Source organism: Mycobacterium sp. TH-M11 (assembly GCF_057473725.1).
Genome location: NZ_JBYCLD010000434.1, coordinates 1 through 5,297, shown reverse-complemented (window position 1 = coordinate 5,297; position 5,297 = coordinate 1). Strand labels below are relative to the sequence as shown.

General features: G+C 64.9%; 5 protein-coding genes and 1 pseudogene. 3 read left to right on the top strand and 3 right to left on the bottom strand.

The genetic code is table 11. The features are described 5' to 3' along the window. The 3 genes from AC2VOG_RS17065 to AC2VOG_RS17055 all read right to left on the bottom strand — a co-directional run. Positions 1-992 (bottom strand): peroxidase family protein (locus tag AC2VOG_RS17065; RefSeq protein WP_486941037.1); only part of this gene is annotated, 992 nt, incomplete at its 3' end. 36 nt (positions 993-1,028) lie between these two features. After that, the gene (locus AC2VOG_RS17060) at positions 1,029-1,445 is read right to left on the bottom strand and encodes a Fur family transcriptional regulator (protein ID WP_486941039.1); all 417 of its coding nucleotides are present in this window, start codon (positions 1,443-1,445) and stop codon (positions 1,029-1,031) included. Between the two features lie 334 nt (positions 1,446-1,779). Next, positions 1,780-2,220, bottom strand: a complete 441-nt coding sequence (locus tag AC2VOG_RS17055; RefSeq protein WP_486941036.1) for an SRPBCC family protein — start codon at positions 2,218-2,220, stop codon at positions 1,780-1,782. 163 nt (positions 2,221-2,383) lie between these two features. Between AC2VOG_RS17055 and AC2VOG_RS17050 the strand changes: the two genes are divergently transcribed. The 3 genes and pseudogenes from AC2VOG_RS17050 to AC2VOG_RS17040 form a co-directional block, all read left to right on the top strand. After that, positions 2,384-3,604, top strand: coding sequence for an osmoprotectant NAGGN system M42 family peptidase (locus tag AC2VOG_RS17050; RefSeq protein WP_486941038.1), 1,221 nt, complete (start codon positions 2,384-2,386; stop codon positions 3,602-3,604). A 119-nt stretch (positions 3,605-3,723) separates the two neighbouring features. Further along, complete coding sequence (locus AC2VOG_RS17045) at positions 3,724-4,656, top strand: lytic transglycosylase domain-containing protein (RefSeq protein ID WP_486941035.1); 933 nt, start codon at positions 3,724-3,726, stop codon at positions 4,654-4,656. 94 nt (positions 4,657-4,750) lie between these two features. Next, positions 4,751-5,297 (top strand): annotated as a pseudogene (locus AC2VOG_RS17040) (ATP-dependent helicase); the annotation flags it as partial.

The window sequence follows — 5,297 nt, the reverse complement described above, 5'->3', positions numbered from 1 at the left end:
GTCTCCAGGAAGGTGTTGTCCCACTTGGTCGGCGTCGGTGTCCACACCACCTCCAGGCCGCTGGTGATGGCGTCCTCGCCCTTGCCGCTGCCATAGGAGCTCTTCCAGCCCAACCCCTGCTGCTCGATCGGGGCCGCCTCCGGCTCGGGTCCGACCAGGTCGCCGTCACCGGCCCCGTGGGTCTTGCCGAAGCTGTGGCCACCGACGATGAGCGCCGCGGTCTCTTCGTCGTTCATCGCCATCCGGCCGAACGTCTCACGAATGTCGATCGCCGCCGCGACGGGGTCCGGCTTACCTTCGGGGCCTTCGGGATTGACGTAGATCAGACCCATCGTGGTCGCGCCGTAGGGCTGCGCGAGTTCACGCCTGCCGGAGTAGCGCTTGTCGGTGCCCAGCCACTCGCCCTCCTCACCGTAGAGAACCTCTTCCGGCTCAAACACATCTTCACGACCGAAAGCGAATCCAAATGTCTTGAATCCCATCGATTCCAGGGCCACATTGCCGGCCAGCATCAACAGGTCGGCCCAGGAGATCTTGTTGCCGTATTTCTTCTTGACCGGCCACAGCAGCCGCCGCGCCTTGTCCAGGTTGCCGTTGTCCGGCCAACTGTTGAGCGGGGCGAAGCGCTGCAATCCTTGACCGCCGCCACCACGGCCGTCGTAGATGCGGTACGTGCCGGCGCCGTGCCAGCTCATTCGGATGAAAAAGCCGCCGTAGTGGCCATAGTCTGCGGGCCACCAGTCCTGCGAGGTGGTCATCAGCGACACCAGGTCGGCCTTGAGCGCCTCGACGTCGAGCCCCGAGAACGCTTCGGCGTAGTTGAAGTCGTCGCCGAGCGGGTTGCCCTGCGGTGCGTGGGGATGCAGCCTCGACGTGTCGACCTGATTAGGCCACCAATCCTGGTTGGTCAGAGGGGCGTCACTCTTCGGCGTCGGCGCGTCAAGGACCGGATTTTCACTATTGCTGCCCTTGTGGGCTGTATCGGAGGACACTGCATTCCTTTCAGAGGTGGGTGAAACGGGCTGTGATCACGGTTGTGATCGAGTTGTCGCGGTCGAACAAGTGGGGCACAACCCCCAATAGATGACTTCGGCCTCGTCGAGAACGAATCCGTCGAGCACGTTGTCGTTGTCGGATGGGTTCAGACACGGCGCCTCGCCAACGGCACAGTCGATGTCGGCGATGCTGCCGCACGATCGGCAAACCACATGGTGGTGGTTGTCGCCGACCCGCGACTCGTAACGGGCCACCATGCCCAGCGGCTGGATTCGCCGGAGAAGGCCTACGGCGGTCAGTGCATTGAGAACGTCGTAGACCGCTTGGCGGGAGACATCGGGCAGCCCGCTGCGGACCGCCGTGAGGATCGTTTCGGTGTCGGCGTGCGGATGGTCATGGACCGCTTCCAGTACCGCAACCCGCGGACGGGTCACGCGTAAGTCGGCCATTCGAAGCTGTGCCGAGAAGTCCGTCTCCGTTGACGACACGAACCTAAATATTCGCCCTGATCTGGAGTCAGTCAAGACCTATTTTGGAGTTGGTCAAGAATTAAGCGAATCGATTAGCCCAGGCAGTGAAATAGAAGCCAAAATATATCGACATTTGGCCGGCGCTCGCGCAAAAGCATTGCGCAACATCATGTCTGAGCTATTGGCCATAGCGCCGGCGGTTTGCCCCGATCACGTCGGGGTTCGACATTGACGACGAACTCGGCGCACGGCCCGCTGCGCGGCGCCACATCCCGGACCTGAGATTGGTTGCCCTGCGGGTGGTTCGGACCGCTCAGCTCTTTTTGACCGCCAGCACGCGTTTGCGCAGACCGTCGGTGGCCGTCTCCATCAGTCCCTTGGCTCCCCTTTTGATCAGGAAGCCCGGGACAGGGATGGTCGGATCGACCGTCAGCTCGAAGTTGACCGTGGTGGCGCCGCCATCGGGGGTCAGCGTGTAACGCCCCTCCTGTGCACGCTGCTGCTTGGAGCTGGCCAGCGTCCAGCTCACGCCGTCGTCGTGGACGGCGTAGTCCAACACCTGCTCATCGGTAATCCCGACGATCTTGACCAGCTGGCGTGACTTGGTCGGGTGCCCGTCCTCGTCGCGCTCGAGCACCTCGACCTTCTGGTGGGTGGAGGACCATTCGGGCAAGGATTCCAGGTCGAACAGCACGTCCATGATCTCCTCGGGCGATGCCTCGATGACGACCTGACGGGTTTCGGTGACAGCCATAGCGCCAATTTTGCCAGCAGCCGATCGACGGCCGTGAAACCTGGCCGCGAGCTCGGGCGCTGGCTCCGCTACGTTCGGGAGTGGGCGGGTCCGCACTGCGGGCCAGACTTTCAGCAACGGTGCTGGTTGGATGTCATTCCAGAACGAGCACGAGGGAGACAACGTGGGCAAAACGGCGGTCATGCCCGAGTCCGACCGCGCGTGGATGATCGACACGCTGCTGGCGCTGCTGCAGACCCCGAGCCCATCCGGGCGCACCGACGTCGTGATGCAGCTGATCGGCGACATTTTCAACAACTTCGGTATGCCGTTTTCGTTGACTCGTCGCGGCGCGCTGATCGCCGAGCTTCCGGGTGAGTCGGAAACCATCGACCGCGCCGTGGTCGTTCACGCCGACACGATCGGCTGCATGGTGCGCACGCTGAAAGACAACGGCCGGCTGGAGTTGATCCCGGTCGGTACTTTCTCGGCGCGGTTTGCCACCGGTGCCCGCGTCCGCATCTTCAGCGACAACCCCCACGAATTCATCACCGGCACGGTGATGCCGCTCAAGGCCAGCGGTCACGCCTTCGGCGACGAAATCGACACTCAACCCACCGACTGGGAACACGTCGAGGTCCGCATCGACCGCAAGGTGTCCTCGCGCAAAGACCTGGTCCGGCTCGGCATCGAAGTGGGTGACTTCGTCGGGTTGATCACCAGCCCCGAACTGGCCGCCGACGGCTTCATCGTTTCGCGCCACCTCGACGGCAAGGCCGGTGTCGCCGTTGCGCTGACGCTGGCCCGCAATTTCGCCGAACGAAAGATAGTGCTGCCGCATCGCACCACGATCATGGTCACCATCACCGAGGAAGTCGGCCATGGAGCCAGCGACGGCCTGCCGGCCGACGTCGCCGAATTGGTGTCCATCGACAATGCCGTGTGCGCCCCCGGCCAGCACTCCATCGAGGACGGCGTCACGATCCCGATGGCGGATCTGCATGGTCCGTTCGACTATCACCTCACCCGCAAGCTGTGCCGCCTTGCCGAGGAACACAAGATTCCGTATGCACGAGATGTCTTCCGCTACTACCGATCCGACGCGGCAGCGGCGATCGAGGCGGGCGCAGGTACCCGCGCCGCGCTGGTCGGCTTCGGTCTCGACGGCAGCCATGGTTGGGAGCGAACTCATATCGAGTCCCTGGAGGCGACCTACAACCTGCTGCACGCCTGGCTGCAGACCCCCCTGACGTTCGAGCAGTGGGACGCGCACCCGTCGGGACAGTTGCGGGACTTCCCGTCGTCCAAACAGCCGGCGCCAAGCGAGCAGTGGGTGCCGCTGGCACGCGGAGAGCACGCCGAGCCCGGCCATGTGTCCCCGGGTTCGCACTGGCCCCCGGGCTGAGGCGCCCTGAGCACATTAGGCACCGCAAGGCCGCGATTTCCGCACGACCGCACGTACTCTCTGGGTAGTAAAGCGGCCTGGGTAGTCAAGCGGCCTGGGTAGTCAGAGGGAAGTAACCGATGAGCCGAAGCAAAGTGATCGCAGTACCGGTCCTGGTCGCGACCGTGCTGGCGCTCGCGGGCTGTTCGCCGTCATCGGTACCAACAGCGCCGAGCGCCGCCGCGGAACCTAAACCGCCGACAACCGTGACAGCGGCCGCGACGCCGAGAATGCCCGACGGGGCACAGCCTCGACTGGCACCGAGTCCCGCCCAGATCGCCGACGACCTGGTCGCCGACGAACACGCACTGCGTGACCCGTCGACCGGGGAGACCGCTCTGGTGGCGGCGGCGCGTCGCCAACAGGCGGCCTATCGCGCCCTCGGACTCCACCCCGACTGGAATGCTGCCGCGCGGCCGCGCATCCCGCAGCCATTGCTCGACACCTACGACCGCAATGTCGATGCGCGCCGTGCGCTCGACGCGATAACTTCTGCCCGCACCACACTGCCCGCGTGGCGTATCGTGCCGCCGGCCCCGGCCGACCAACTGCTGGGCCTCTATCACCAGGCCGAGGCGGAAACCGGCGTGGGGTGGAACTATCTGGCCGCGATCAATCTCGTCGAGACCCGATTGGGCAGCATCGACGGTGTCAGCACCGCCGACGCGCAGGGCCCCATGCAGTTTCTGCCTGCGACGTTTGCGGCCTACGGGCAGGGCGGCGACATCCACTCGCCACACGACAGCATCGTCGCGGCGGGTCGCTACCTGGCCGCGAACAACTTCGCCACCGATCACGATCACGCCATCTACCGCTACAACCATGCCGGCGACTATGTGCGCGCGGTGAATCAATACGCCGCGCTGATCGGTGGCGACCCCGCCGCGTTTGCCGGCTACTACCGATGGGACGTGTACTGCCGCACGACCGCTGGAGATGTGTTGCTACCGATCGGATATTTTGCGGCAGAACCGATTCCGGCCGCGGACTACATCGCGGCCCACCCGCAGTGAGTCACGCTTTTGCGGCAGGGCGCCTGCGGCCGTAGCGGGTGATGGCAGCGGGCCTGACGCTCGATCGGGATCCGACACGCCTATCCTGGCCCGAGTGGCCGAACCGTCCGTTGCAGAACTGCGCACGAAGTTGGCGAGCCTGACGCTTCGTGACACGGCCCGCCTGGGCAGGCGACTGAAGAATCTGCGCACCGCGGATCCGGCGAAGCTGAGGCAACTCGCCGAGCAGGTTGCCGTGGCCGAGGCGCTGGTTGCCGGTCGGCAGGCCGCGGTTCCGGCGATCACATACCCGGACCTGCCGATTACCGCGCGGCGTCAGGAAATTGCCGACGCCATCCGGTCGCACCAGGTCGTAGTGGTCGCCGGCGAGACCGGATCGGGAAAAACCACCCAGTTGCCCAAAATCTGCCTCGAGATGGGTCGCGGCGTGCGCGGGATGATCGGGCACACCCAGCCTCGCCGGCTCGCCGCTAGGACCGTGGCGCAGCGCATCGCCGACGAGGTGGGCAGCCCACTGGGTGACGTGATCGGCTACACGGTGCGATTCAACGACCGGGCCGGGGAGCGCACCCTGGTCAAGCTGATGACCGACGGCATTCTGCTCGCCGAGATTCAGCGCGACCGTCGATTGATGCGCTATG